At 47.3% G+C, this 24112-nt stretch carries 20 protein-coding genes; 14 read left to right on the top strand and 6 right to left on the bottom strand.

Annotation, left to right across the window (positions count from 1 at the left end; genetic code table 11):
* Positions 1 to 20 precede the first annotated feature (20 nt).
* Positions 21 to 1811: a translational GTPase TypA gene (gene typA / locus QUA74_RS17265; RefSeq protein ID WP_333331336.1), complete on the top strand. Its 1791-nt coding sequence runs from the start codon at positions 21 to 23 to the stop codon at positions 1809 to 1811.
* A gap of 118 nt (positions 1812 to 1929) precedes the next feature.
* On the opposite strand, the gene QUA74_RS17260 is transcribed toward typA, so the two are convergent.
* Positions 1930 to 2676, bottom strand: a complete 747-nt coding sequence (locus QUA74_RS17260; RefSeq protein ID WP_333331332.1) for a DUF4276 family protein — start codon at positions 2674 to 2676, stop codon at positions 1930 to 1932.
* Positions 2676 to 3863: an AAA family ATPase gene (locus tag QUA74_RS17255; protein ID WP_333331330.1), complete on the bottom strand. Its 1188-nt coding sequence runs from the start codon at positions 3861 to 3863 to the stop codon at positions 2676 to 2678. Before QUA74_RS17255 ends, QUA74_RS17260 begins: the two co-directional genes overlap by 1 nt.
* A 152-nt stretch (positions 3864 to 4015) precedes the next feature.
* On the opposite strand from QUA74_RS17255, the gene QUA74_RS17250 reads away from it, so the two are divergent.
* From QUA74_RS17250 to QUA74_RS17240, 3 genes are all read left to right on the top strand, one after another.
* Positions 4016 to 4888, top strand: a complete 873-nt coding sequence (locus QUA74_RS17250) for a ParA family protein (RefSeq protein ID WP_333331327.1) — start codon at positions 4016 to 4018, stop codon at positions 4886 to 4888.
* A complete protein-coding gene (locus QUA74_RS17245) occupies positions 4885 to 5331 on the top strand; it encodes a hypothetical protein (protein WP_333331324.1) in 447 nt (148 codons plus the stop codon). Before QUA74_RS17250 ends, QUA74_RS17245 begins: the two co-directional genes overlap by 4 nt.
* Before the next feature lie 193 nt (positions 5332 to 5524).
* Positions 5525 to 5830 carry a hypothetical protein gene (locus tag QUA74_RS17240; protein ID WP_333331322.1) on the top strand — a complete coding sequence of 102 codons (306 nt, stop codon included), beginning with the start codon at positions 5525 to 5527 and terminating at the stop codon, positions 5828 to 5830.
* A 140-nt stretch (positions 5831 to 5970) separates the two neighbouring features.
* On the opposite strand, the gene hpsL is transcribed toward QUA74_RS17240, so the two are convergent.
* Positions 5971 to 7635 (bottom strand): hormogonium polysaccharide biosynthesis protein HpsL, encoded by a 1665-nt coding sequence (gene hpsL, locus QUA74_RS17235; RefSeq protein WP_333331319.1) that lies wholly within the window; start codon positions 7633 to 7635, stop codon positions 5971 to 5973.
* Between the two features lie 537 nt (positions 7636 to 8172).
* Between hpsL and QUA74_RS17230 the strand changes: the two genes are divergently transcribed.
* Positions 8173 to 8874: an alpha/beta hydrolase gene (locus QUA74_RS17230; protein ID WP_333331317.1), complete on the top strand. Its 702-nt coding sequence runs from the start codon at positions 8173 to 8175 to the stop codon at positions 8872 to 8874.
* Between the two features lie 142 nt (positions 8875 to 9016).
* Here QUA74_RS17230 and QUA74_RS17225 read toward each other — a convergent pair whose 3' ends face one another.
* The 3 genes from QUA74_RS17225 to QUA74_RS17215 all read right to left on the bottom strand — a co-directional run bounded on the left by QUA74_RS17225 (position 9017) and on the right by QUA74_RS17215 (position 13080).
* Complete coding sequence (locus tag QUA74_RS17225; RefSeq protein WP_333331314.1) at positions 9017 to 9913, bottom strand: CoA-binding protein; 897 nt, start codon at positions 9911 to 9913, stop codon at positions 9017 to 9019.
* An 83-nt stretch (positions 9914 to 9996) separates the two neighbouring features.
* The gene (locus QUA74_RS17220; RefSeq protein WP_333331311.1) at positions 9997 to 11226 is read right to left on the bottom strand and encodes a succinate--CoA ligase subunit beta; all 1230 of its coding nucleotides are present in this window, start codon (positions 11224 to 11226) and stop codon (positions 9997 to 9999) included.
* A 336-nt stretch (positions 11227 to 11562) separates the two neighbouring features.
* Entirely contained in the window at positions 11563 to 13080 is a 1518-nt protein-coding gene (locus QUA74_RS17215; protein WP_333331308.1) for a glycosyltransferase family 2 protein, read from the bottom strand.
* 246 nt (positions 13081 to 13326) lie between these two features.
* Between QUA74_RS17215 and ebsA the strand changes: the two genes are divergently transcribed.
* From ebsA to QUA74_RS17170, 9 genes are all read left to right on the top strand, one after another.
* On the top strand, positions 13327 to 13701 hold the full coding sequence (gene ebsA, locus QUA74_RS17210) for a type IV pilus biogenesis protein EbsA (RefSeq protein ID WP_333331305.1): 375 nt from the start codon (positions 13327 to 13329) through the stop codon (positions 13699 to 13701).
* A gap of 981 nt (positions 13702 to 14682) precedes the next feature.
* Complete coding sequence (locus QUA74_RS17205) at positions 14683 to 19251, top strand: choice-of-anchor L domain-containing protein (RefSeq protein ID WP_333331303.1); 4569 nt, start codon at positions 14683 to 14685, stop codon at positions 19249 to 19251.
* 46 nt (positions 19252 to 19297) lie between these two features.
* Positions 19298 to 19465, top strand: a complete 168-nt coding sequence (locus QUA74_RS17200; RefSeq protein ID WP_333331300.1) for a hypothetical protein — start codon at positions 19298 to 19300, stop codon at positions 19463 to 19465.
* Between the two features lie 590 nt (positions 19466 to 20055).
* Positions 20056 to 21153: a phosphotransacetylase family protein gene (locus QUA74_RS17195; protein WP_333331297.1), complete on the top strand. Its 1098-nt coding sequence runs from the start codon at positions 20056 to 20058 to the stop codon at positions 21151 to 21153.
* A 278-nt stretch (positions 21154 to 21431) separates the two neighbouring features.
* A complete protein-coding gene (locus tag QUA74_RS17190) occupies positions 21432 to 21935 on the top strand; it encodes a DNA recombination-mediator protein A (RefSeq protein WP_190744281.1) in 504 nt (167 codons plus the stop codon).
* A 15-nt stretch (positions 21936 to 21950) separates the two neighbouring features.
* On the top strand, positions 21951 to 22367 hold the full coding sequence (locus tag QUA74_RS17185) for an MAPEG family protein (RefSeq protein WP_333331474.1): 417 nt from the start codon (positions 21951 to 21953) through the stop codon (positions 22365 to 22367).
* A gap of 108 nt (positions 22368 to 22475) precedes the next feature.
* Entirely contained in the window at positions 22476 to 22967 is a 492-nt protein-coding gene (locus QUA74_RS17180) for a YajQ family cyclic di-GMP-binding protein (protein ID WP_333331294.1), read from the top strand.
* Positions 22968 to 22971: 4 nt separating this feature from the next.
* Positions 22972 to 23112, top strand: a complete 141-nt coding sequence (locus QUA74_RS17175; RefSeq protein WP_333331291.1) for a hypothetical protein — start codon at positions 22972 to 22974, stop codon at positions 23110 to 23112.
* Positions 23113 to 23208: 96 nt separating this feature from the next.
* Positions 23209 to 23931, top strand: a complete 723-nt coding sequence (locus QUA74_RS17170) for an SGNH/GDSL hydrolase family protein (RefSeq protein ID WP_333331288.1) — start codon at positions 23209 to 23211, stop codon at positions 23929 to 23931.
* The last annotated feature ends 181 nt before the right edge of the window (positions 23932 to 24112 follow it).

Below are 24112 nucleotides of genomic sequence, written 5' to 3'. Positions count from 1 at the left end.
TTTAACGTTCCAGACGCATTATGAGTCTTCCCATTCGCAACGTCGCCATCATTGCTCACGTCGATCACGGCAAAACCACCCTTGTGGACGCTCTCCTCAGACAGTCCGGGATCTTCCGCGAAGGGGAAGAAATCCCAGATTGCGTCATGGACTCCAACGACATCGAGCGCGAACGTGGCATTACCATCCTTTCCAAAAACACCGCCGTCAGGTACGGAGAAACCCTGATCAACATCGTCGATACCCCCGGACACGCGGACTTCGGCGGAGAAGTCGAACGAGTTCTCGGCATGGTTGACGGCTGTTTGCTGATCGTAGACGCCAACGAAGGCCCGATGCCGCAAACCCGGTTCGTGCTCAAAAAAGCCCTAGAAAAAGGACTGCGCCCGATCGTCTTTGTGAATAAGATCGATCGCGAGCGAGCCGACCCCCACAAAGCCGTCGATAAAGTTTTGGATCTGTTCCTCGAACTAGGTGCTGACGACGATCAGTGCGAATTTCCCTATCTCTTCGGTTCCGGCTTAAGCGGTTACGCCAAAAAACACCTCGAAGACGAAGGGGTAGATATGAAGCCCCTCTTTGAAGAAATCCTCGACCACGTACCACCCCCCGTAGGCGACCCCAACAAGCCACTACAACTACAAGTAACCACCTTAGATTACTCAGAATACGTCGGTCGTATCGTCATCGGCCGCATCCACAACGGCACGATTAGAATCGGTCAACAAGCAGTCTTAATCACCGAAAGTGGCGCCATTGTCAAATCAAAAATTACCAAATTGATGGGCTTTGAAGGCCTGAAGCGGATTGATATCCCAGAATCTTCTGCTGGTAATCTTGTCGCCGTTGCTGGTTTTGCTGATGCGTATATTGGCGAGACAATTACCTGTCCGAACGACCCGCAAGCGCTGCCTTTAATCAAGGTAGATGAACCGACTTTGCAGATGACTTTCTCGGTGAACGATTCGCCGTTCTGCGGTCAAGAAGGTAGTTTGGTAACATCGCGACAAATTCGCGATCGGCTAATGCGAGAACTCCAAACCAACGTCGCCTTGCGCGTCGAAGAAACCGAATCTCCCGACAAATTCCTCGTATCCGGCCGTGGCGAACTCCACCTCGGAATCCTGATCGAAAATATGCGTCGCGAAGGATACGAATTCCAAGTATCTCAACCGCAAGTAATCTTCCGCGAAATCGGCGGTCGTCCCTGCGAACCTTTTGAATGTTTGGTATTAGACGTACCCGAAGAAGCAGTCGGCGGCTGCATCGAACGCCTTGGTCAGCGGAAAGCAGAAATGCAAGATATGCACGTCAGCAGCACCGGTCGCACCCAAATCGAATTTTCAGTCCCCGCTCGCGGTTTGATTGGATTCCGAGGCGAGTTCATGCGGTTGACTCGCGGCGCTGGAATTATGAACCACAGCTTCCTCGACTATCGCCCCCTCGGTGGAGAAATTGTCGCCCGTCGCAACGGAGTATTGATTTCCTTTGAAGAAGGAGTTGCAACTACTTATTCACTGAAAAATGCTGAAGACCGCGGCGTATTTTTCATTACCCCCGGAACCAAGGTTTACAGAGGGATGATTATCGGAGAAAACAACCGAGATGATGACATGGAGCTGAATATTTGCAAGTCGAAGCAGTTGACAAACCACCGCGCATCTGGCGGTGAAGAATTGGCGCAATTGCAAGCACCAGTCGATATGAGTTTGGAGCGCGCTTTGGAGTACATCGGCCAGGATGAATTGGTGGAAGTAACACCACAATCAATTCGCTTGCGGAAGGTTTCTAAGAAGTTGGTGAAACGCTAAAACAACTTGTAGGGTGCACAATTTGCACCTTACGGGTGAAACGCTAAAACAACTTGTAGGGTGCACATTGTGCACCTTACGTTTTATCGGCAGTAACAACCTGCCATAACTTAAAAAATTAAATATTATCCAATTGTGCTTTGGTTATGTTACTTAATTTTCCACTTGAAAGCTGATATTTATTGGTAGGTATTTGCCCCAGAGCCTTTAAACACCATGCAAATAAGGTTCTCAGAGAAGCACAAGTATTCGGATTAGATAAAACATTTTCAACATCAAGTCTATCGAGAATTCTGCCGCCGTGTTCCTTTTCATTAAAGCCCGAATATATCTGTTTTAGTTCACCTTTGGGATGGCGAATCGTTTCCACATCTCCCTCGTAATCGTTTAAGCTGGTTCCTAACACTCCATTGACGGTAGCAGCATCAGCGAAGTAGTATGCTTCTAGCATATTCACTAAAAAGTGAACTGAAGCACGGTGTTTTTGGTCGCGCAAAATAGGATCAAGTGCATCTCGGTATCGCTCAAGAATTTGTTGTGCTTGATCGGTTCGATTGTGTTCTAGGTCATCCAATAGCAGGACATAAGTACATGGATCTTTTAAGTAATCTCTCGCTGGGAATCCAATTCTTACAGCATCATTATTAGGAATCTTTTTATCACTTCCAACCATCTTAAGGTTTTTCTCTGAAGTTCTTACGCCTAGCTGCTCAACCTTGCGAATAACTTCAAAATAGCAAATACCCAATTCCATCAGAGTTCTAAATAACTTGGGAATGTGTTCCTCTTCCGTTTTTCCTGTTACCAGCAATCCAAACTTGAAAAAATAACAGTGCTGGTCACTCGTAGTATCGTGACTATTCATTAACTTGCTACCTCTAATGCAGATTTACTTTGAGGCGCAATCATCTCAGCCATATATAGCGATCCAGTAGCATAGTCTTCTAGTAAATCTTGGATACCTTCTATCTCACTGATCCTTTTGAGGACGGTTTTTCCTTCCTTGTCAAGTTCCGCAGTCAAAATATTTTCTGGTTCAAATTGACTAATTAATACAGGTGAATGAGTCGCAATAAAAACCTGCTTATTCCATTTTTCAGTAGCGAGTTTTACAGCTTTAGCAAAAACAGCTAAAGCCCAAGGATGAAGCGAGATTTCTGGCTCATCAAATAAAATTAGTGAATAACGATTCTGTCCTTCAGAGAACAAAGCTGTGAGATTAATCAGCATCTGGAGATGACCGTCAGATACTCCTGATGATCGAATTGGTTTGCGCCGTCCTTTTTCTAAAAAGTTGCCATAGACTGTGTATCGACCTGTTTGTTCAAAAAACAGATTATCAAAAGCTGGAAAGCTCTCTTGCATGAAACTGATGATTGTATCGTACCGTTCATCAAGGACTCGCTTATCATGTAAATTCCGCAAAACTGACCATAAATTCTCGCACCTGTCTTGTAATCGGTCTCCAGAATCAGATTCGGAACCAAATCGCTTTATCTTGAACAAAGAAGCTGACCGGGAGTTATAGTTGCGAACAACACGCAATAAGTTGTCTATGTTAGAGGCAGTGGGTTCGCTATGCTCAAATGCTATATATCGGCTTAAGGCTAATTTCTCTGGTTCTCTGAGTGTAATGAATTCTAATTTTTGCAGGTCTGTACGATAAACCTGAGCTTTGTCACTGCCTATAATGCGAACAATCAATGGATTATCAGGATCGGAAAAAAGCTTTTCTCCCGCAAAAGGTTCGATTCTACCTGAAGAATAACCAAATGAAACTTCGTATTCACCCGATGGGATTACAATTTTGATTGATATATTTTCCCCCTCATCGGCTCCATCCCACAGCAGACCAATCCCATGATCTCTCTCAGAAGAAGCTAAATCAACACCCCTGATGGCACAGTCTCGCACAAACCAGATGGTATCGAGTAATGTAGTTTTTCCGGCTCCATTAGTGCCGAAGATAATGTTGAGAGGGTTGATTTGAATTTTTACATCTGCTAGGGAGCGAAAATTTTTGATGTGCAAATGAGTTAATTGATGGGACATAATGTGCTATTTATTCTATTATAGATTTCTTTATCATAGTCTGCATTTTATGTCAATCGACACATCGGGCTTCTCATGACCGATCGCGCGATCGACTAACCGCCACAATATGTTTTAATTTATATTTGAGCAAAATCCAAACAAAGCCAGCCATGAGTCCTAAATCAATAGCCGTAATCAACTTCAAAGGCGGTGTCGGAAAGACTACCGTCACTTGGAGTCTGGGAAATATTATATCCCAAGGAACCGACTTAGAAGTCTTGATGTTAGACTTAGATCCGCAAATGTCGCTCACAGAGGCGATCGGACTTAACGAAAATACAGGTCATTTAGATGACAAATTTGGTAAGTGGTACGAAAAATCTCTTAAACATAGACTCACAATTTACGACGCTTTAGAAGTCTTTAAAAAAGCCGGACAGAATTTTAAATTTCCCGTTGGTTTCGACACCATTTATCAGATTGACGAACAGTTGCATTTTGTCCCTTCTGTTGAAGAATTATATTGGTTGGATATCGATGGATTTGAGGGAAAAAGCGTTAAAGACTTCATCCGCAGATTCATCGGCAAAATCGCCAACTCTGCCAATCTCCCCAAATACGACTTGATGCTTTTTGACTGTTCGCCTTCCTTCAGTCTCCTCACCTACAGCGTACTCTCTTGCTGCGACTTAATATTAATTCCCGTCAATCCCGATTATTTTGGTTCTAGGGGGTTGAGTTTAGTTTTAAACTCGCTCCAGAAACGGATTGAGCCTTATCCGTTTCCCAAGATAGCAGTCTTTATGAATAAAGCTAAAACCTATGGAGGATTGCTGACAAATGAAGTTCAGTTTTACATGAGAGAAGTAAAGAGACTTTGCGATGAGATATCAAAAGACAATAACATAGAAGTTAGATTTTTAGAAGCGACTATTCGCGAAAGCGTCGGGCTAAAACGGGCGATTAATGAGGGAGAATTGCCGCGAGAATTAGTTAGAGAATTTGAAAAACTATGGCGCGAGTGTGAGGAGTATCTGAAATGAGTAAAAAAGAAATTTTGGCTGCTTCCGAACAAGCAAGCGGGGGGTTGGTTGAGGAAATTGGCGAGCTTAAGGAAATCTTGCGGGACGTTGCTAGAAAATTAACCAGGCTTGAGACTCAAGTCAAGCGGGGAGTGATTTCTGCTGGCTCAAAAACTTCGGATATTCCCAGGGGTGCTGATGTTAATAAACCTCTTAATTTATCGACTAGAAATGCTCTAGAAGTTTATGAAGAACTGCGTTTACAAGCTAAGAATGGTAATGAAGAAGAGGTGAGGCAAAAATTGTTGGCAATGAGTGCAACTGACTTGAACTTGATGTGTTGCGAGTTAGGGATGCCGCCCAGCAGCAAGAATCCGTCCCGCAAAAAAATGTTCGAGCTAATTATTGGCAGAATTAAACAGAGTTTGAGGCTGTCGCGACATATAGACAGACAAACACTTTGAAAATTAGGAAAGAAATCCATAAAATGCGTTTTAACTTGCATTTCCTCCTGGGATATGGAACAGCCAAGAGGCCCGTTCCACAAAAGCCTGTTCCACAAGAGTTTAAGTTGAGTACGGGGAGTAGGGGTTGGGCATCTTGGCCGCCCCTGAAAAGCTTGTTGCAAATTCTGCAACTTTTCAGCTTCCATAAATTATGGCCGATAAGTGCGATCGGCCTATTTTCACTAACACTCTCGTCGCTGGAGAGTTCAACAATCAAAAGCTCTACGCCATCAATTCTGAAGGGAACCAGCTAAATCAACTAAATTCTCGGCTAAAACCGTCGGGAATTTCAGAATTAGCTTTGTCTACTGACAGCCAGCAAATCGCTTTTATATTTAACGAAATCCCAGGAGACAAAAGCAACTTGTATGTAATTAATCGGGACGGTTCGGCATTGACTAAATTGGCAAACGACAAGGATTTGAATGTTAGCAATCCGGTTTGGCAACCGCAGTAAAGTTAAGAGCCACAATATCCTGTACGGGTGGGTTTTAGCACAGATAAACCCAGAAGGGCAGGCTATATTGGTATTACCCAGAGCGAAAGCGGGTTACGCGACAAGAAAGAATCCACCAAACTCAACACTCAAAACTATTCTCAAATAGGCGCTGATGCAATAATTTTTTTCTCCTTTAATGGCTGGTGAATTTGCAATTCATTTGACTCAACTTCCTGGTGCTTTTCATCCTGCACCTGTTTATCAATTTTGGGCAACTTTAAAATCGCCCCAGCTAAAACCCAATAATACACGGACACTGGATCTACATCCAGCGGATAGTATTGAGTATTTATCGTAATAAATCCAACAAAAACCCAAAAACTAGCTCCGTAACTCCGCAAACTTTTGTCTTTCACAGAACGGTAAGCTCTAAAAGTGAGAAAAGCCAAGTGTAAAACCATGATTTGAAAAGCAATCATTCCCGGATAACCGAGTTCGTAGATCAACTTAGGTTGGAAAGTTTCAATTAGCTGCGTGGCACCAAATATTCGCGTTGAATTAGTCGCTCGTCCCACACCTCTACCCAGAGGTTTGTCAATGATAAAATTGTTGCTTTGCTCGAACTGATTAAAGAGAAACTGCTGGGGCGGTGCAGCATTCCAGCGACTAACAAAACTCTCCCAGCGCTGCTCGATAATTCCCGGGTTAATTGCTGCACCGACAAACAGCAGAATCGCCAGTCCTGCACCGATGGGAATAAATCGTTTTAAATTAACTAATTGACCGGTGAGAACTAGCAGGATTGCTGTAGCAAGTGGAACCATAACTAAAGCAGCTCTTTGACCGGAAATAACTGCATTGGCAAATACTAAAGCCATGCCAAATAAACCGATAACTCGCCACCAGAATGAAGGATCGCAAAAGGCCGAAGCAAAGGTTAAAAAAGCATTAGAAATTAAAAACCACGCCCACTGCCAAGGCGCGACAAAAGTTCCCGGCAAGCGGACAAACTTGACTTCTGGACTGAACACCAAAGAACCGCCGACAAAACATCTAGCTTCCAACGTTGCTTTATATAATTCTGCTCCGGTCATTCCTCTGGTTCCCGCACACTTTCCACTTTGCAGCAACAGGTACTGAATCAAACCGAGAAGGCAGCACACGATCGCCAAAACGATGTGCATTCGACTAAAAAATACCAAATCCTTCTTAGTGCGGAGCAGATAATAGGTACAAGCAATCAGCGGTATGTAACCTATCAATACTTTTAAGCCGAGAATTCCTTGTAGAATGGGTTTGTCGCCCGCCCTAGGGTTGAGCTGCATCTCCCCGTTCACAAAAATTAAAGTCAGGATTGCCATCATTAACAGGATGGTGAAGGTAGAAAGCATTTTTTTGGGAATGAACAGGGGCAACTGTTTCTTTTTGCAGCTTTGAATTAGGGCGATGAGAGCTGGTATGTAGAAAGCATCTTTGGCTACTTGAAATGCAGCATTCCCGCCACCAATTGCGTAAGTAATTGTACCACTGAAAGGCAGGTAAATTAGAAAAGTCCACAAAGCTTGACGGGGGTATTTGTAGGAAAGCAGCAAGATGGCTGTGGCTGCGCCTCCTGCAATAGCAATCTTAGGGCCGGCTACGAACAACAGGGGAATGCTGAGAGCAACGGTGACTAAGCAGCTTATGGCGATCGCCTGCACCATTTCATTGCGCTTTTCTGAAATTTTGCGTTTTTGTGCAGCTACTTCTTTTTTGCTTAGCGCTGTTGTTTTTTCGCTGTGCTTGTGTTTGGATTTCTGGGATTTGCGCTTGGTTTTCAACATATAGCAGAGGGAAGAGAGAAGAGGGAAGTTCGGCAACGGATTAGCAAGGGCGGATGTAACGGATGTAACGGATGTGAGGAAGAAGGAAGAAGGAAGAAGGAAGAAGGAAGAGGGAAGGAGGAAGAAGGAAGAGGGAAGAGGAAGAGGGAAGAAGGAAGAAGGAGGGAAGAAGGAAGAGGGATTTAGTTGCCTAAGAGACAAAGAAGAAGCAATTGACCCCTTATGTTTGTGCAATTAAGAACGTCCTCCCGTGAGGGCAGTTCCTATAATTTTTATAAGGCACTTCTGTAAAAGGCGGAAGACACTCTGATGTAGAAGGCTGGAGATGGAGAAGGTAGAAGGCAGAAAGAATAGAAGCGAACAGATTTCGGCAGATGTGGTTACTTATTCTTAAAGTCAAGATGAGAAAAAGTCTCGGTCGAGATTGTGGGTGTGACGCAGGCAGAAATTACACGGGCGACCTTGTAGAATATAACCGCTGCATCTATAATGTACAAATCTCGAAAAAATAATTTTAATCGAGCGGTAAAAATGAATATGAAATTAACAAAATTTGTATCGATCGGCATTGCCCTATTTTTAGGAGCAAGCGGGAGCATATTATCTAGCAGCAGTAGAGCTTTAGGGGCCGAAAAAGTTGTCCTCACATTTGGCCCGATCAGACAAGCCATCAATATCAGCGACTTAGAAGAATTTGCTAAAAACGGCACGACGACGCCAACCCTCCAACAAATTATCCGGTTCTCCAAAATGGACGCGCAAGTAATACGGGGGTTCATGGGTTTAGAAATTGGTTTAAATCCTGCTAATCTGGCGAGGGTAGTTTACAGCACCCCGGGAGAAAAAATCACTGACGACATCGGTCAAGCAATTCGGACTCAGCGTCGCACAGAAAGCGGGAAAGCTCTGCGGGCAGCGGTGATCCTGGCATCCGGTGATGACGGTAAGGTGTCGCTGCTGGAAATCCTCAAAAAGTATCCTCTCAACGAGGTTTACGTAGATGTGGCCAGCGTTCGCACCGCTGTTGGGAAAGTTCAGAGTATAGCCGGAACTCTGCAAAGCCTGCTTCAAGATGTGAGGCGATCGACAACTCGCACAACTGAAACAACTCGCCCCGAAAGTCCGATCGAACCTCGCCGCAGCGTGCAGCCAACAACTCCGCCTCCAGCGCCGCGCCGCGTCGCCCCCTTGCCAGCCCCCGCACCGCAGCCTGTGGCGCCGGTCAGAGGGCTTTGGTAAAAAAATCATAATGTGTCCTAAAGGCGGGTTGAAGCGCCTTTTGTGGCATTCTGTTGACACTTTTGAGACCACACCCGCCCCCGCCCTACTCCTATCCCAACCCCCAAAAGGGTTAGGACTTTTGTGAAAACTCCCAAAGCAATCAATTTTTCTTTAGCAATTTTTTGAGCAACTTAGGAATCTCTGAAGGTCGAGCCGCCACAGGTATGTCCGCCTCTTCAAAGGCAGCCATTTTGTTTGGGGCCGAAACTCCAAAGGCTTTCTGGGCAGCCGCCCGAGAACTGATCAGGATGCCGGCGTGGCCCAAAGACGGCCCCTTGGGAGCGTACCGACCGGCCAGATAAGCAACCACGGGTTTGTCGATCGCCGAGGCGATGTAAGAAGCCGCAGCTTGTTCACTCCATCCACCAACTTCCCCCACCAAAACCATCGCCTCCGTACTGTCGTCTTCGTCCAAAATTTGCAGCCACTGCATAAAAGAAGAACCCACAATCGCGTCGCAGCCAATACAAACCGCCATCGACTGTCCCAACCCCGCCTCAGTCAGTTCTAGGGCAACTTCGTAAGTCAAAGTGCTGCTGCGGCTGATCACCCCCACTGGGCCGGGAGTGTAGAATTCCTTGGGGTGAGTTCCCAGCAGCAGTTTGTCGGGCACAATTATCCCCGGACCGTTGGGCCCGATTACCAAAGTTTCGGTAGCCTCTGCTTTTCTGACTAAGCGCACCATATCCAGAGGAGGCACTCCCCCAGTGACGATCGCGATTTGCCGAATTCCTCCCGCGATCGCTTCTAGAGCCGCATCCAGCACCGAGTAAGCGTCTACAAAAATTACCGCAGTGTCAACGTGACCCACTGCCGCCACTGCTTGTTCTACCAAATCAAAAATCGGAATTCCCTCCACTTCCAGCCCCCCCCGACCGGGACTGACACCGGCGACTACATTCGTGCCGTATGCTTTCATCATCAGGGCGGCGCGGGTGGACGCGGGAGATTCTGTAATGCCCTGTACTAGGACTTTGCTTTCAGGAGTTAAATTCATTTTTTCCCACTTGACACTCGATCTTTAAAAAGCAGAAGGCCTTCGTCTGTACAGAAATCTCGTTGTTTGCCGATCGACTGCCGCTACTTGACGGAGGATACAGAAGCGGCCGCGGCCTCATCCAAAGTGCTAGCTAGCTGCACCGGCAACTGTCCCAAACGCTTTTTAACAGCATCAGCATCGATCTCTACCAGCCGCAGCACAACTTGGATGTGGCGGTTAGCGCGAGCTTTCCGTTCCAAATAGCCGGTTACTGCGGCGATTATTTCCTCCGTCTTGGAGGCGCTGCCCACAATATTTACAAGTATCACCTTAACGCTTTTATCCTGAGCGACTAACTCCAGACCCAACTCCACGCGATCGCGCAGGGCATTTGCTGCATAGTAGCGGTCTAGGGAACCAATATTCACAAAATTAGCTGGTTTTCCTCCTTGGTGGGTTACAGCATCTAGAGTTGCCATTGTCAGGCCCACTCCGTTGCACAAAATCGCGATATTCCCGTCTAGTTCTATTAATTGCAGGGATTCGGAATTCGAGAGTGGGGATTTAGATTTGGGGTCAAACTCCGGCGAGTGCTGAGCCTTCGAGTGGGAATGGGAGCGATCGCCCCCAGCATGGAGACTTCTCCTTTCCCGTCCCAACCCGCTGCTTTGCCTTTTCTCCGAGAGTGTGGCCAAATCTGGATGCCGTCCCAAGGCATCGTCGTTGGCGGTGACTTTACCGTCTAAAGCCATTACCTCTCCCGTCGGACTGATGCCCAGAGGATTGATTTCTACTAAATCTAAATCTTTTTCGACAAACAGCCGATACATTTTTTCGACAATGGTGCTCACCGATTGAATCAAGTCTCCCTGCAATCCCATTTTCAGCGTGAGACGCCTCGCGTAGAATGGGGAAAATTCTTGATCTACGGCAACTTGCTGCATTTGCTCGATCGACCCTTCGACATCCATACCTCCTTGTCTCGATCCCAGAAGCACCGGGCGGCGGGCTACGGGGTCTAGGAGTACCGCTAAGTACAATTCTTGGTCAGCGTTGTACTTTGCTTCTGCCAGCAGGACTTGGGGATATTCATCCTCGATCGGCAAATTAAAAATTGTTTGAGCCGCTGCTACGGCATCGATCGTATTTTCCACAAACTTGATACCGCCCGCCCTGCCCCGTCCCCCAGCCCGCACTTGCGATTTTAGTACAACGGGGTAAGGAATTTTCAGTCCTTTGAGGTCGGCGGGATTGTCAATCCGCTGCGACGGCAAAATCGGAATTGCCATCTGGCGAAATAAAGATTTAGCTTGGTACTCTAACAAATCCATTATCAATTACGGGTGACGGGTAGTTGGCAACAAGCAATTCGTCCTAATTGGCAATTCATAATTAATAGATAGTAATTGGTTTTTTGTCAAGTTAAAAGTCAAAATTTATTGCTTTTATCTTTTTATTTTCGACTTTTGTATTGCCGATTACTTATTCGCTATTACCGCTCGCCGATCACCTATTACCTAAGCTGTTTCAAAGTGTTTTTTTCTCGGAATTGCCAAATTTTACTGGTGGATATGGCGGGGATATATTTGGCGAGCGTTGATGTTTTTTGGCCTCGGAAAATCTTCGGACGTTCGGCGATACTGTGCCGAGATATTTCGGCGAATTGTTTACTTGATGCTATTAACAGGGCCTTGATGGACGGTTTTGACCCATTTGAGCCGCTTGGGCCGTACCGCAATCCGAGCCGTCACAGTCCCTACCAGCAGCCAGTGGAACATATACACAGTACCCCGCAGCGTTTGCAGCAAGGTGACAAAAACTCGCCTTACGTCAAATTTGGTCTCTTTGCGAGTGCGGCGCAAACCGACAAACATTCCCACCACCGACAATGTAAGGGTCATAAAAGTTATGGGACTGGCGATCGGCATCCGGCGCAGCGCAATTGACATCACAAAGTCGGGTAGGGCTACTGTAGGTAAGAAATATTGAGATACCCAAAATCCAAATAAATCCCAAGTTTTCCCAGTTCCCATGCGGTTCCGCAAAATTAGCCGCCAGTAGTCAAGATAACGCTGATAGCCACCTTCTGCCCAGCGATTGCGCTGGTGCCACAGAGCGCGAGCGTTAGTGACTCCTTCTTCTGACACGGCTGGGAAAGCGAGAAATTCAATGTCCCATCGGTCTAGGTGCAGCCTCAGGGTCAAATCCAGGTCGTCGGTAATCGTCTCTTCGTTCCAGCCTCCGCAGCTTTCCAAGGCGGTGCGACGCATGAATTGGCCGTTACCGCGCAATTCTCCAATGCCGCCGATCGCAATCCGCTGCTGTTGGAAAAAACTGTCGAGAGCCATTTCTGCTTCTTGGCCGCGAGTCCACAAATTTACCGAAGCATTGGCGATAGCTTTTCTGACTTGCACAGCCCCTACTTTTTCTCGATCGAACACAGGCAGCACCCGGCGCAGCAAATCAGGCGTTACCGTCGCGTCGGCGTCAAATATGCCGACAAATTCCCCGCGAGTCAGCGGTAACACTTGATTCAGTGCTCCTGACTTGCCGCCGCTGGCATTTGCTCCTCTGCGAAATATTTTGAGCTGGGGGTACTTTTTGGTTAGCTGTTCCAATACTAGCGGGGTGGCGTCGCTGCTGTGATCGTCGATCGCCCAAACTTCGTAGCGGTTGATCGGATAATCTACATTGCAGATGGATTCTACGAATCGGGCAATCACCGCTTCCTCATTTTTCGCTGCCACCAGCAGCGACACGTAAGGCCAATCCTCTCGACTTTCATCGGCAAGAGGCGGCAGTGCGGGCTTGGGTTCCGCAAACAACACTCGAAATGCTTGCATCCACAGCAGTCCCGTCAACCCCCACACTACCCACGCACCCCAAGAAATCAAGTGCAGGGCGATCGTGCCGGCCCAAATCGCAGTCAGCACTGCGGCGGCTTTTCCGCGGCGTCCCCGGTACAGATTTTGAGGAAAAGAGGGAGTTCCCGGCACAGACACCGCAACCGGGAGCTCTGCTTTTGTTTCCGCGTCAAACACCCTGTCGCCAATGTCTGGTATAGCAAATACTTTGCTGAGCTTCGAGTGCGAGGTCAAACTCTTGAGCTCTTCTTGAGCTAAATCAGAGATGTCCAAGTTAAGCTCGCTGCGAGCGTCGTTTTCTGGCCAAGAACTCTCCTGCATAGGTTACTTGATTCAACCACCAATAGTTTTTGATTTTAGATATAAGCATCTACTGTATCAGTTTCTGGGCTTTTGTCGAAAGCGGACGGGAGGACAACCAGCGGGTTCGGTGCTTGTACGGCCCTGGTAAACGGGTACTGCATAGAGTATTTAGCTTGACTTTTGCTTGCGATCGACCAGGAATATCTGCTAGTTTTTTCAGGGGATCTAAACTATCTGTTAGTAATAATTGTCTGAGGTGGAAATATGTCTATTCCTCAACTCAAGCCAGCCGATGACAAAGAAGTGAAAGTCTACGCGCCTTTCTGTCAAGAGCCCAGGCGCAAGTTTTTGCCGCACGCTATTGGCCTCTACAAGCTCAAAAGCTTGGAGGGGACAAGAAAAATTGACGGCGGGGAGAGCGTGCCGTTTGTCGCTAGTTGGAATATCTCGTCGCTGCCGATCGATTTAACCCGCTGTCGGGTGTTGTTTGACGGCAATGCTGAACTCAGCTACGAAGTGACTATGCAAAGCTCTGAGTTTGTTAGTTGCTTAATTGAGGTTCTCCTGACTTTTCAGCGAACTCGTACTGTCGATTTTTCTAAAACGTTTTACCGCAAGCTGATGCGAATGGATGAATAACTTTCACCGCAGCCGCACTCCCGAAAGTCCGCAATTGACAATCAAGTAATTTAATCCGGGGCCCCGGATTCATTCGTGGATCGAGAAAAAAGCTCGGAATCCCGATCGCCAGCCCCCGGATTTATCAGTGGGGTTGCTTTCTTCAATCTAAAATCTAAAATCTAAAATCTAAAATCGATTGACTGGCGCTATAAGTGGCGCACCAATAGTGTAACGCCACGACGGCAATATTACATGATTGGTGCGCCAGCCCTATTTGAGAAGCGGGATAGTAAGTGAGTTGTTGGATCATTCTCAATAATCCCTTTGGGGGTCAGCACTTATCCCCATTGCTAAAGTAAATCTACAGCAGTTTTCAGTTGAGCGTGATACAGATTTCGCGTAGGGACTCAGGCTTTGCCTGAGTCCCTACCTGTATTTCATCCAATTGAAAACTGCTGTATTTGTTGTGGGACAAGCGCAAAAGCCTATTTTGGACATGGGTGCAAGATCTGAGGCAAGACACATTTACCGCACCAAACTCCGAACTTTTTCCATGTATTAATTTTTGTAAAAAAACTCAGCAATATTACTGACATATGTGAGGATGAGAACCAAATTAGGATGAGTTAATTTCTACCAAAAGAGATTAAATCATCCCACGTGTCATCAGCAAGAGTTTTAAGTAATCTTGCGCTCGAAGGGATTTAATATAAGTCCTGATTTTTTTTGTTATGGGTGCTCTGAGACAATTTCTCAACCGCCATTAGGGCGATCGCACTGTCATGCTTAAATTTTGCAAGTAAGCCACTGAAAGCCGAATTAAATTATAGCAATTCCTTTTAGCCACTATTTAGCAAACACTTAAGTAGCAAAACGGCAAATATCAGTTATTGTAATTACTCCTAGATAATTTTGAGTAAGTGCAGAACAGAGAGAACGCTACATATAAGATATTGTAGCTACAAATGAAAACCTAGCAATTTTTCCAAGAGGTGTATTATGGCTCTGATAACTAATGATCTTAATAGTGGTCTCACTGCTGACCAACTCGCTCAATTTATTATTGGGGACTCAGGCTCAGTCGTTCCTGGTAGTGTGAAGTACACGGGTGATAATCTGGCCGCAGGCAGTTTCGGGGGAGGTCTTTCCGACGGGCTAAATCTTGAAGCTGGTGTTATTTTCAGCACTGGTAATATCGCAAATCCCGGTAGTACGCCCCTGGGTAAGGCTGATGATGGGAATCCTCTTCTTAATGAGCTTCTTGCTAGTGTGAACTCAAGTTCGACCACTACTCAGGATGCTGCCCTTCTCGAATTCGACTTTATACCCAAGCAAAACCAGTTTAGTTTGGAATATGTGTTTGCTTCTGAGGAGTATAACGAGTTTGTAGGGTCAGCCTACAACGATGTATTTGGTTTTTACCTGAATGACGTCTTTATTTCCGCGATTCCTGGGGCTTCATCGCAAATTGTTTCCGTTAACAATATTAACAACGGCAAAAACCCAGCGTTATACATTGACAACACAAAAAATACTTTTAAAACAACCTGGGATGGTTTTACAAAAGTGCTATTGACGTCACAACCATTCGTCATCCCAAATGTCGCGAATAAGCTGAAATTAGCGATCGCGGACACTAGCGATTCTATCCTTGACTCGGCAGTGTTGATCTACGCTCCTCCCGTCTTCAATTTCTCGCAACCCAACTATCAAGTCAACGAAGATGGGACAGTAGTTGGAGCAAACATTACCATCAACCGCACCGGGATTGCCCTGGGAAAGTCCACTGTAGACGTAAAATTAAGCAACGGCAGCGCTACAGGCGGGGCTACCTTGGGAGAAGGAATAGATTTTACTTTCACTACCCAAACTATCACTTTTCCGGCCAATCAAACCACTGCTACCCTCACCGTTCCCATCAATAATGACAGCTTAGTTGAGCCCACCGAAAACCTCACCCTCACCTTAGCCAATCCCACCAATGCTAGGATTGGTGTTGTTCAGAACACCGCCAATCTGGATATTCTCACTGATAATGACACCGCAGGCATCATAATCACCTCTACAGCGGGCGCGGATGTTGCAGAAGGCGGTACTTCAGACACATATACAGTCGTACTCCAAAGCCAGCCTAGCAACCTTGTAATCGTCACTGTTGACCCTGATACCCAGACAAACTTGGGAGCGGGTACTGGTGTCCCTCTCACCCTGAATTTTACCCCCAACAACTGGAATGTGCCGCAAACCGTTACGATCGAGGCAGTGGACGATCAAGTGGCGGAAGCATCTCCTCACACTAGCGCGATCGCACACAAAGTCAGCAGTGTAGACCCTAATTATGACGGTGCTGCGGTTCCAATTACCATCGATGGTACTGTGACTGCTACCCTCACCGCTAACATTACCGACAACGACACGCCGAGCGTAAAAATTATCGAAACTGGCGGCACCACCAAAATCGGGGAAGGCGGGGCTACGGATAGCTATACGGCGGTATTGACCAGCCAGCCAGCAGCCGATGTTAGTGTCACCGCCTCGCCAGACGCCCAAAGCGACGTGGGGACTGGAGGCGGAAACCCGATCGCTCTGAACTTTACTCCCGACAACTGGAACGTGCCTCAACTGGTGAATGTGCAAGCCGTGGACGATGCTGTGGCTCAAGGCACGCACTCCAGTACGATCGCACACCAAGTCACCAGTACAGACGCGAAATACAACCTGATTGCTACTGCCTCGGTGACGGCCCAAATTACCGACAACGATACCGCCGGAGTCACAATTACTCCTCCAAACACCGCTGCTACCGAAGGCGGCGCCACAGGGAGTTACAAGGTAGCGCTGACTAGCAAACCGACTGCGCCTGTTAATTTCAACTTCAACACGGGCATTCAAATCGATTCGATTTCCACATTTACTTTCACCTCAGATAACTGGAACCTACCGCAGATAGTCACGGTGAAAGCTACCGACGACAGTTTAGTCGAAGGGCTGCACACAGGCACGATCGACCACAGCATCGCCGCCGGTAGTGCGGCGGAATATCTGCCAGTGGCGATCGCGCCGGTAACAGTCAGCATCACCGATAACGATGTCGCTACTCCCAATACGCCCAGCATCACAATTACTCCTGCGAGCACGACTGCTGCCGAAGGCGGCGCGACAGACAGTTACACAGTCTCCCTCAACACTCAACCGACTGCTAACGTTACCGTCAATGTGGCTGCGGGCAGTCAAATAGAGGCGATCGCGCCGCTCGTTTTCACTCCGGCTAACTGGGATGTCCCGCAAACAGTAACAGTGACAGCAACCGACGACACTGTTGTAGAAGGAGCGCACAGTGGTACGCTCAATCACAGCGTCGCAGCAGGCAGCGCGGCCGAATACTTGCCAGTGGCGATCGCACCCGTTACTGTCACCATCGCCGACAACGACACAGCTACCTCGACTGCAGGGGTAAAAATTTCTCCCACAACAACTTATGCAGCAGAAGGCGGTGCAAATGGCAGTTACAGCGCGGTATTAACGGGGCAGCCTTCAAGCGACGTTACTGTCAGCTTCGCGACAAACAGTCAAATAGACGCGATCGCCTCCTTCACCTTCACTTCTGACAACTGGAACCTGCCTCAAACCGCCGCTGTCAAAGCAACCGACGACTCCGCCATAGAAGGAACGCACCTGAGTACGATCGCAGCCAGCGCTAGCAGCACGGATCTGGCTTACAACAATATCGGCATTTCCAAAGTCGATGTCTTAATTATCGATAACGACTCCCCCGGCATCGCCGTCACTCCTAATAGCACCAATGCAGCAGAAGGCGGTGCAGCAGGCAGCTACAGCATTGTCCTTACCAAAGCGCCCACAGGTAATGTTACCGTCAATGTAGCTACGGGCAGTCAAATAGATGCGATCGCGCCGCTCGTTTTCACTCCGGCTAATTGGAATGCAGCGCAAACTGTCACCGTCAAAGCTACCGACGACAGCATAGTGGAAGGAACCCACACCGGGTTCATTCTTTCGAGCGTTGCCGCCGACAGTGCTGCCGAATACTTGCCAGTGGCGATCGCACCAGTTAGCGTCACCATCGCCGACAACGACATCGCCCCACCGACACCGACACCAGTCATCAACTTTTCGCCCAATATTATTGTGTCCACGCCCACACCAGCGCCGACACCGACACCAGTCATCAACTTTTCGCCCAATATTATTGTGTCTACGCCCACACCAGCGCCGACACCGACACCAGTCATCAACTTTTCGCCCAATATTATTGTGTCCACGCCCACACCAGCGCTGACACCGACACCAGCACCAACTCCAGCACCAACTCCAGCCCCAACTCCAGCACCAACTCCAGCACCAACTCCAGCACCAACTCCAATCCCGGAACCAACTCCCGTCCCAACCCCGCAGCAAACTGAAGATCCAGATTGCATTTGCACGCAAATTACCTTACCGGAGATCAGTCCTCTTCACGGTTTCAATCTTGTTCAAAACAACCTGGTTGGTGGGGATACAAACGAGATCCTCGCTGGCACCAGTGATGGTGACGGCATCAACGGTTTGGGCGGAGACGATGTTCTGATCGGTTTGGCAGGCAACGACAACCTATTTGGCGGATTGATCAGCAACATTCCTGTTGGACCGCAGGTCGATCGCGACTTGCTGTTGGGCGGGCCCGGCGACGACTACCTTAACGGTCAAGCCGGCTACGACACCATGTTCGGCGGTAAGGGCAACGACGCTGCTTTCGGGGGCAAAGATAACGACCTGATATGGGGCGGACGGGGTTCTGACACTGTTGTGGGCGAGGAGGGAAACGACAGCCTCTACGGTGGCACCAACAGCGAATCTGACCGCGATAGCGCCGGGAACGATTTGTTATTCGGTGCCAAGGGCAATGACTTCCTCTCCGGTCAGGATGCCTCTGATACCCTTTCTGGCGGTGACGGCAACGATACTGCGCGCGGTGGCAAGGGCAACGATGTAGTTTTAGGCGACTCGGGCAGCGACTTGCTGTTCGGCGACCAAGGCAATGACTCTATCTGCGGCGGTGACGGGAATGACACGGTGTTTGGGGATATTGGCAGCCCCCTGCCTGTCGGGGTTGCTGGCGGTCAAGACCAAGTTTGTGGCGGTGCTGGTAATGACCTGCTGTTCGGCAATGAAGGCAGCGATACTATCAACGGTGATGCTGGCGACGATACGATTTTGGGAGGCAAAGACAGTGACTGCTTGGTCGGCGGCGCTGGCGACGACGTGCTGATTGGCGATGAGGGCAGCGATACTTTGCTCGGTGGCAGTGGACGTGACTTATTTGTCTTGACACCCGCACAAGGAAGTGATGTAATATCCGACTTCAGGAAAGGGGAAGATTTACTGAGTTTAGCGGGCGGTTTGACTTTCACTCAACTGAGCATTAGCCAAGGCACAGACGGGGGAGAGGCCAGTCCCACAACTTTCATCAGAATTGCTAACTCTGGAGAACTGTTGGCAGTTTTGAATGGCGTGCAAGCGAGTGCGATCGCGCCGTCCGATTTCGTTCAAATTTTGCGACTCGGTAGCTGAGAGGAAAGCGCTGTAGATCCGCCCAAGGAAAATCAATCTACAGCCCTTGAACTGCGATCGGGCTAGCATCGTAATCAGCCTTTGGGCTGCGGAAATGCCAGCCCACGCCGCCAGACGATTTATGTGTTTAGAAGCTAGAAGCCCGATGCTAAGCAGCTTCTTGCTCGCACTCCCACCGATCAGTTTGAACGCGGGCGATCGCACTAATAATTAATAACTAATAATACAACCTATCGATTTTCACTTATCTACAAAAATGATCAGGCAAGCACCGCGCTTTATTCCTACAAAATACCTGTATGATAACAATCATAAATGAGTCGTATTTTTTTTGCCCCATTCCAACCCTCCCCTTACGAAGGGGAGGGGGTAAGAAATTCACAAATGATTTAGGATTGCTATATACCAAAGAAAAACTGCACTAAACCTTATTAATAGGTGTGTCATATTGGAATTACCCACTTTTACCCTGTTAGTTTTATTTTTTTATAAAAGTCGGTGTTAAGAGCTAAGTTTAGTAATAAAAATGACTAAAAATTTGATAATTAAAATCTGTTTTTAAAGGAATCCTGGGCGATCAAGACTTATCAAAAACTGCTGGTAAAACAAACAATTTAAAAACTGCTTTCCCAAAAGCAAGTAAAAAGAATGGGAAGAAAAGGGTTGCGAACAGGTGAATAAAAATTTACCGCGAAAAAAGAATCTGCCCAAAAGCGACAAAATCGAGTATAATATTGCAAACTTGAGTCGCAGTTCAGAAATACTGTAGAAAAAACTAAATTTATTGAAATAGACAGGTGCAAATTGAGGATTGAAGGCGTACCCAAATTGACTAAATATTTGCTGATCGGTTCCACAAAAGCTTACAGTGGCAAGTCTGCCATCGCCCTGGGGATGGCACTCGGACTCCGGGACAAGGGGCTGGCCGTCGCCTACGGCAAACCTCTGGGAACCTGTTTCAGCTCGCCAGGAGCTGGGATCGAGGAGGAAGACGTGCGGTTCGCGGTAGAGACGCTGAAGCTCTCAGAAAGTCAGATGCCGTCAACACTGCTGTATTTGGATGAAGAGACGGTTCACAAGCGTTTGCGGAGAGAAGACAAGACAGATTACCGCCAGTTTTTAGCGCAATATTTGCAAGCTCCCAGGGGAGACTTGGTGCTGTTAGAAGGCCCAGCTAATTTGGAGGAAGGAAGTCTGTTTGACTTGTCTTTGGCTCAAGTCGCTGAGGCAGTTGATGCTTCTGTGTTGTTGGTAGCCCGCCCGATCGATCTTTATATAGACGATTTGCTGTCGGCTAAACAGCGTTTGGGTTCGCGGTTGCTGGGCGTGGTACTCAACGACGTTCCCTCGGACAAACTCGAATCGGTAACGGCGACTGTGCGGCCTTTTCTGGAGGCTGCGGGTATTCCAGTTTTGGGAATGCTGCCGAGAAGTGCTTTGCTGCGAAGTGTCAGCGTCAAAGAATTGGTGCACCAATTGAAAGCTGATGTGCTTTGCCGTCGAGACCGTTTGGACTTGATGGTGGAAACCTTGACAATTGGCGCGATGAATGTTAGTTCTGCTCTGAAGTATTTCCGCAAAGCGAGAAATATGGCGGTGGTGACGGGGGGCGATCGCACTGACATTCAGCTAGCGGCTCTGGAAAGCTCGACTCAGTGCTTAATTTTGACAGGCCACTTGCCTCCTTCTCCCCTAGTGATCGGCAGGGCAGAAGAAATGGAAATTCCAGTTTTGTCTGTTGATTTGGATACCTTAACCACGGTAGAAATTATCGACAGCACCTTTGGCAACGTCCGCCTGCACGAACCGATCAAGGTAGAATGCGTTACTCAGCTAATGGCAGAACATTTTGACTTTAAGGGTCTGATGGCATCCTTATGCCTGGGCGATCGAGTCCATTAAGAAGGCAGCCGGAGCTGAGGGAAGAAGGTTTTCGGCAGAGAGAACTTTTTGTTTAAATAAATAAAAAGCCAAAATTCTTAAATTCTCAATTTTTCTTGAATTCTACCTTGAGCTGCGGCTGCCGAATGTCTTCAGACCTTCTGCCTTCTGGCTTCCTCAAATCTCCCGATCCTCTAGTCTGAGGCCGTCAATCAGCAATTCTTAACTTCTTTTTGGCGGCAATGGCTAGTGAGTCTGCTAAAATCCACAACGTAGTTTTATTTAATTTAATAAATTCTTTGAGTCAATCAATTGAGCTACCCAGAGTAGATGATTTTTTACAAGAACTTGCGGCGATCCAGCAAACCGGCTCCAAGCGGATTGCTCTTTTGGGTTCTCGCCACGTTCCTATTACCCACCAGCAGCTAATTGAGATGCTGAGCTATGCCATAGTTCTGGGAGGCAATCAGCTCATCACTTCTGGCGCTACAGGCACCAATTCAGCCGCGATTCGGGGGGCCATGCGAGCAGATCCTAATCTGCTAACGGTGATTTTGCCGCAAAGCATGAGTCGCCAGCCTAGGGAGTCTCGCGACCAACTCGAACAAGTGATACATTTGGTAGAAAATCCCAAAAATGATAGCTTGTCTCTCCCGGAAGCAAGCGCCATGTGCAATCAGGAGATTATTTCTCGATGCCAGCAACTGATCTGTTTTGCTTTTCACGAAAGCCACACTTTGCTGAAAACTTGCCAGGATGCGGAGGAACAGCGCAAGGTGGTTACTCTGTTCTATTTTGATTGAACTGCGAGGCGGATGATGGTGTTCGGATTGCCTGTGTCGGTTATTCTGCTTGATTGTATTGCTGCTGCTGCGGCGCTGGTTTACGCACCCTTTTTGGTGGTTGCGTTCGCCCGCTTGCAGCTAGGCTACGACCAAGCAGCCCCCCGCGCTATGTTTGAGAGGTTGCCTGCTTACGCTCAGCGGGCAACTTGGGCTCACCAAAATTCGTTTGAGACGTTTATGCTGTTTTCAGCGGCGGCTTTGATGGCTTTTGTGACGGGGGTAGATTCGGAAGCGGCGGGTTGGGCTGCGATCGCTTTTACGATCGCCCGGTTGTTGTTTTCGGTTTTCTATATCCTGAATGTGCCGCTGGGGCGATCGCTCATGTTTGCGATTAGTTCTTCTTGCACAGCTACTTTATTCTATTTCAGTTTAATGGCTGTTAATGGCTAATTATTATTAGTCAGTAATCAGTAGTCATGAGTCATTAGTCATTAGTTAAGAGACGCTTAAGTAATGACTAATTACCATTACCCATTACCCTTTACCAATTACTAATTTATGGCTGCTAGTTATTCCTTTGATATTGTCAGCGAGTTCGATCGGCAAGAATTAGTCAATGCTGTTGACCAAACAGTGCGAGAAATTCAAAGCCGGTACGACTTGAAAGATACCAAAACCACTGTAGAATTGGGCGCTGAAGCAATTACTGTCAATACCGACAGTGAATTTACTCTCGACGCGATTCACACTGTTTTGCAAACTAAAGCCGCCAAGCGCAATTTGTCTCTGAAAATTTTTGATTATGGGAAAATTGAAGCTGCTAGTGGTACTAGAGTACGCCAAGAAATCAAACTGAAAAAAGGGATTGACCAGGAAATTGCCAAGAAAATCACTAAATTAATTCGAGATGAGTTTAAAAAGATTCAAGGCTCGATTCAAGGTGATGCAGTGCGCGTTTCGGCTAAGGATAAGGATGATTTGCAGTTGGTAATTCAACGGCTGAAGCAAGAAGATTATCCGATGGCTTTGCAGTTTACCAATTACAGGTAAATTTTTGAAAGCTAAGTATTGGATTGTCGGTTGTGCGATCGCATCTTTGAGCGCGATCGAACTTGCCTTGCGCTTGCTCGGATTCGGAAATCCTGCCTTGCTGCAAGCTGATGCGAATGCTGGTTATATATTTGCACCAAATTAACTTGTATATCGCTTTGGCAATAGACTTGAGTACAATCAATTTTCTCAGCGTTCTGAAAAAATTGATGCAGCAAAGCCTGAAGGTACTCTCAGAATTTTGACGCTCGGAGAGTCAGTTCTCAACGGTAATAATACCACGGATCAGAAAGAAACTATTCCAGAATTGTTTGAAGCGCGTTTGTTGGGCATAAAAAAGCAAGTTGAGGTGCTGAATGCTTCTGCCGGTTCTTGGGGGATTGGCAATCAATTGGGATATATTCGCAAGTTTGGCACTTTTGAAACCGATGCTGTGATTTTGCAAATTGGTACTCACGATTTGCTGCAACCAACCAGCAGCGCGGGGGTGGGAAATAACCCGCTGATGCCGAATCGCAAACCGTTATTGGCAATTCAAGAAGTGTTTCAAATACACGTTATGCCGCTATTGTCAAGTGTTTTTGTATCGAATTCTCCGGCGGGAGTGCCGGTGTCGGAATCACAAAAGTTTATGGAAAATATGCAGCGATTTGAGCAAATAGTTGCTTTGGTGCGAGCTAAGAATATTCCGTTGTTTGTGTTGTATACTTGCGATCGAGCGGATTTACTGCCCGTACCGAATCAGCCGAAGTTTAAATCCGAGTTTGTCGATCGGCTAAAAGCTTTAAAAATTCCAGTCATAGACACTCATGCAGCCTGGTCAAAATTGCCGAAAACGAGGGTAGAAAGTTATTTTCGGGATGGCGTACACCCCACAGTCCCAGCTTATGAATCAATAGCAGATTTAGTGTTTCAACAGTTGTGTATACAGAAAAAATTGGTGGCGTGTGGCGGGAAGAAATAAGCTGCTTTATAGCCGAAGGAAGAAGTCCGATGGAAGTCGGAAGAAGGAAGATGTAATTCCTGAGAACTGGCAACTGACAACTGACAACTGATTGGTATTAAATAGGGCTTGCTGAAAAAGTAAGAAAACAGCATTTAGAAAGATGAATGAACTCGCGAATCCCTTGATAATATAAGCTTTG

This window comes from Microcoleus sp. LAD1_D3, from assembly GCF_036702135.1.
In the GTDB taxonomy this organism is placed as follows: Bacteria; Cyanobacteriota; Cyanobacteriia; order Cyanobacteriales; family Microcoleaceae; genus Microcoleus.
This window is presented reverse-complemented; position numbering and strand designations above follow the sequence as displayed.

Excerpts from the sequence above, each read along its gene's own strand:
- typA (WP_333331336.1), top strand. The coding sequence starts at position 21 with ATGAGTCTTCCCATTCGCAACGTCGCCATCATTGCTCACGTCGATCAC.
- QUA74_RS17260 (WP_333331332.1), bottom strand. The coding sequence starts at position 2,676 with ATGAATAGTCACGATACTACGAGTGACCAGCACTGTTATTTTTTCAAG.
- QUA74_RS17255 (WP_333331330.1), bottom strand. The coding sequence starts at position 3,863 with ATGTCCCATCAATTAACTCATTTGCACATCAAAAATTTTCGCTCCCTA.
- QUA74_RS17250 (WP_333331327.1), top strand. The coding sequence starts at position 4,016 with ATGAGTCCTAAATCAATAGCCGTAATCAACTTCAAAGGCGGTGTCGGA.
- QUA74_RS17245 (WP_333331324.1), top strand. The coding sequence starts at position 4,885 with ATGAGTAAAAAAGAAATTTTGGCTGCTTCCGAACAAGCAAGCGGGGGG.
- QUA74_RS17240 (WP_333331322.1), top strand. The coding sequence starts at position 5,525 with ATGGCCGATAAGTGCGATCGGCCTATTTTCACTAACACTCTCGTCGCT.
- hpsL (WP_333331319.1), bottom strand. The coding sequence starts at position 7,635 with ATGTTGAAAACCAAGCGCAAATCCCAGAAATCCAAACACAAGCACAGC.
- QUA74_RS17230 (WP_333331317.1), top strand. The coding sequence starts at position 8,173 with ATGAAATTAACAAAATTTGTATCGATCGGCATTGCCCTATTTTTAGGA.
- QUA74_RS17225 (WP_333331314.1), bottom strand. The coding sequence starts at position 9,913 with ATGAATTTAACTCCTGAAAGCAAAGTCCTAGTACAGGGCATTACAGAA.
- QUA74_RS17220 (WP_333331311.1), bottom strand. The coding sequence starts at position 11,226 with ATGGATTTGTTAGAGTACCAAGCTAAATCTTTATTTCGCCAGATGGCA.
- QUA74_RS17215 (WP_333331308.1), bottom strand. The coding sequence starts at position 13,080 with ATGCAGGAGAGTTCTTGGCCAGAAAACGACGCTCGCAGCGAGCTTAAC.
- ebsA (WP_333331305.1), top strand. The coding sequence starts at position 13,327 with ATGTCTATTCCTCAACTCAAGCCAGCCGATGACAAAGAAGTGAAAGTC.
- QUA74_RS17205 (WP_333331303.1), top strand. The coding sequence starts at position 14,683 with ATGGCTCTGATAACTAATGATCTTAATAGTGGTCTCACTGCTGACCAA.
- QUA74_RS17185 (WP_333331474.1), top strand. The coding sequence starts at position 21,951 with ATGGTGTTCGGATTGCCTGTGTCGGTTATTCTGCTTGATTGTATTGCT.
- QUA74_RS17180 (WP_333331294.1), top strand. The coding sequence starts at position 22,476 with ATGGCTGCTAGTTATTCCTTTGATATTGTCAGCGAGTTCGATCGGCAA.